Annotated in this window: 2 protein-coding genes; both read right to left on the reverse strand. The window is 41.8% G+C overall.

Annotated elements, in window-relative coordinates; translation table 11 throughout:
* On the reverse strand, positions 1-1426 hold a 1426-nt coding region (gene recJ, locus ACH2DQ_RS13445), incomplete at its 3' end, for a single-stranded-DNA-specific exonuclease RecJ (protein ID WP_395027072.1).
* Positions 1427-1512: 86 nt separating this feature from the next.
* Positions 1513-3017 (reverse strand): protein translocase subunit SecF (secF, locus tag ACH2DQ_RS13450; protein WP_395027075.1); only part of this gene is annotated, 1505 nt, incomplete at its 5' end.

Below are 3017 nucleotides of genomic sequence, written 5' to 3' on the forward strand. Positions count from 1 at the left end.
CCCCGATCAGCTCTTCTGAAATATAATCGATCGGCATAGCTACGTCAATGGAAACTCTTGGGATAAAGTCCTCTTCCGTCAGGGTGGTAAGTTCATTTAGACGGGTTCTCAAGTTTTCCACATCTTCTTTTTTGATTGACAGTCCTGCCGCCATTGGATGACCGCCGAACTTTGTAAACAATTCCTGGCATTTTACCATTTCTTCAAACATGTTATAAGCCTCAATGGAACGTCCGGAACCTTTTACGCCGTCTTCTGCATCAGTCAAAACGAATACCGGCTTATGGAAACGCTCACGGATACGTCCGGCTATAATGCCCGCCAGGCTTTCATGACAGTCCGGCAGATAGACAACTAACACCTTATCGTTTTTTAACTCTGTGGTCTCCACCAGTTCCACTGCCTTTTCAAATCCTTCCAGCGTCATGGACTTACGTTCATCGTTTAAGCTTTTTAGTTCCTCTGCCATCTGTAGGGCTTCTCCATCTGTTTCCGCGAGCAGCAGAGCCAGGGCTCGTTTGGCCGTATCCAGGCGTCCGCTGGCATTGATGCAGGGACCGAGGACAAATCCAATATGATAGGCACAAATATCCGACTCATCCAGCCCGTTTACTTTTATTAAAGAACGCAGCCCATTATTCTGTGTATTAGTGAGGCGTCTAAGTCCCTCTTTGACGATAATACGGTTTTCACCGATAAGGTCCATAACATCTCCAACCGTGGCAATTGCGGCAAATTCAATAAAAGCCTCTGCTTCTTCCCGGGGAATCTGATGATCTTCAAATAAACAGGAGATCAGTTTAAAAGCAACTGCCGCACCACAGAGATTCGGAAACGGATAATTGCACTCCGGCTGTTTTGGATTAATAATGACATCTGCCTGTGGGCGAAGGCAGATCTTTTCCCCTGCTTCTTCTTTAAATAACAGCTCGTGATGATCCGTTATAATCACGGTCATACCCAATTTTTTGGCATAGGCAATTTGGTCAATTGCCGCTATTCCATTGTCACAGGTCACAATGGTATCCACACCTTCCTCGTATGCATACTGAATCAGCTGCTCATTAATCCCGTATCCATCCTTCATTCTGTCGGGTATCTCATAGTCTACATTGGCGTTACACCGTTTCAGCCCCTTATAAAGAATATAGGTGGCATTTACCCCGTCAATGTCATAATCTCCGATAATACGGATCTTCCTGCCCTCATTGATCTTACTGTTCAAAAGCGCGACAGCTTCTCTGGCTCCATATAAAAGTTTCGGATCATGAAGATCCTTCATTCCACCGTTTAAATATTCCTGAATCGCTTCATCACCGATAATATCCCGGTTTCGGATAATCCTGGCGGTGACCGGATTAATTCCAAATTTACCGGATATCTGCTGAAAATCGGCTCTTTTTGCTGTGACAAACCATTTCTCCAAAATCATTTCTCCTTTGTATATCACCTAAAAATGAAAGATACCCCCGGTACAAGCATACCAGAGGTACTTACATTTATTATTTATAATTACTTTTTCTTTGTTTGAATCTTTGTTTTCAATACATACCAGAGTGCACCGGTAATACAAACAGAAGAATAAGCTCCGCATACAATACCAACCATCAGAGGCAGTGCAAACTCACGTATGGAAGAAACTCCCATAACAAACAGTACTGCAATCATGATAAATGTGGTAAGGGAAGTATAAATACTTCTTGTAAGGGTCTGAGTGATACTCAGATTCACAATATCTGCAATGTTGTCTTTATTCTTCATAGCAGCCATATTCTCTCTGATTCTATCGAAAATAACAATGGTGGCATTGATGGAATAACCGACAATTGTCAGCATACATGCGATAAAGGTATTACCTACCGATACTCTTGCAAGAGCATAGAATGCCAGTACTACTAATACATCATGAAGCAGTGCAATAACTGCACTGGTAGCAAAACGCAGATCTTTAAAGCGGAACCAGATATAGATCAGCATACAGATAGTAGCAACAACTACCGCTATAATTGCATCGCTTCTCATCTCTGAACTAACAGTGGAAGAAATACTTTCTGCTGTAATAAGTGTGGTATCCACATCAAAGTCATTCTTCAATGCATCGCTTAATTCCTGTCTCTCATCCAGATTCAGTTCTCTGGTTTTGATAATAACCTGATTTGTTCCGCTTACTTTCTGTGTCTGGATATTTGCATCCCCCGTTACTCCCTGTACTACAGGTTTTACCTTGGAATCAATATCACCGATACTCAGATCCTCTTTAAATGTTACATTTGTAGAAGTACCACCCATGAATTCCAGGCTGTAGTTCAATGATTTATTGCCCTGTACGCTGTTGAATATCATAGATGCAGGACCAACCAGAATCAGAATAATGGATACAATAAAGAAGAGATTTTTCTTGCTCAGGAAATTAATTGTTTTTCTTTCCTTCTGTTTTCCGTATAACTTCTCACCCTTTAATCCAAGGGTAAAGAAAGCATTAATAATCAGTCTGGAAATAACAAGTGCGGTGAACATGGATAACACGATACCAAGTGCCAGTGTCTGTGCGAATCCCTGCACGCTTCCTGTTCCCATTAAACCAAGCACTGCTGCTGCAATAAGGGTTGTGATATTACCATCAATAATAGCTGAAAACGCTTTCTGGAAACCGGATTTAATTGCAGATTTCACAGATTTTCCTGCTGCAACTTCTTCACGGATTCTGGCATAGATAATAACGTTGGCATCCACCGCCATACCTATGGAAAGAATAATACCTGCAATACCCGGCAAGGTCAGGGTTAAATCAAATGCATTCAGGCATAAGAGCATAAGGCCTGTGTAAATTAAAAGTGAAATACCTGCTACAATACCCGGAAGAAGATATACTACGATCATGAAAATAATTACGATTGCAAGACCAATAGCACCTGCAATTAAACTGCTTGAAATCGCTTCTTCACCAAGCTGTGCCCCAACCACGTTAGAACGGAGTTCTTCCAGTTCCAGTGAAAGTGAACCGATACGAATAGAGG

Source organism: Robinsoniella sp., from assembly GCF_034124845.1.